This is a genomic window from Bowmanella yangjiangensis (assembly GCF_017255015.1).
GTDB lineage: Bacteria > Pseudomonadota > Gammaproteobacteria > Enterobacterales > Alteromonadaceae > Bowmanella > Bowmanella yangjiangensis.
In genome coordinates, this window is sequence record NZ_JAFKCS010000536.1 from 1 (window position 1) to 516 (window position 516).

The 516-nt window shown below is 71.1% G+C and carries 1 protein-coding gene; it reads left to right on the plus strand.

The genetic code is table 11. From position 1 onward, the window contains the following. Window positions 1-516 (plus strand): penicillin acylase family protein (locus tag J0A65_RS25530; RefSeq protein ID WP_206597017.1); only part of this gene is annotated, 516 nt, incomplete at both ends.

The window sequence follows — 516 nt, forward strand, 5'->3', positions numbered from 1 at the left end:
AGGCCATGGCCGATGAGCTGGGCGACACCTTCTTCGACAGCCTGCTGCAAAGCCGCGTGCTCGACGTCGCCCTGCCGCGCCTGACCGCCGATACGACGTCGCCCTGGTGGCATCGCCAGGGTGGCAGCGGCGAGGAAACCCGTGCGCAGATCGTCGCCGATGCCTGGCGGGCCAGCCTGGCGCACCTGCGCGAGCAGTTCGGTGATGATCCTGCCGCCTGGCAATGGGGACGCGCCCATACCCTGACCCACACGCACCCGCTGGGCCAGCAGCAGCCACTGGCCTGGCTGCTGAATGCCGGCCCGTACGCGGCTCCGGGCAGCCACGAGGTGCCGAACAACCTCTCGCACAAGATCGGTCCGGCCCCCTGGCAGGTGGTCTACGGGCCCTCGACCCGCCGCCTGGTCGACCTGGCCGATGCCAGCACGGCACTCGGCAGCAACCCCGTGGGCCAGAGCGGCGTGCCGTTCGACCCGCACTACGCCGACCAGGCCGCCGGCCATGTACTCGGCGTCT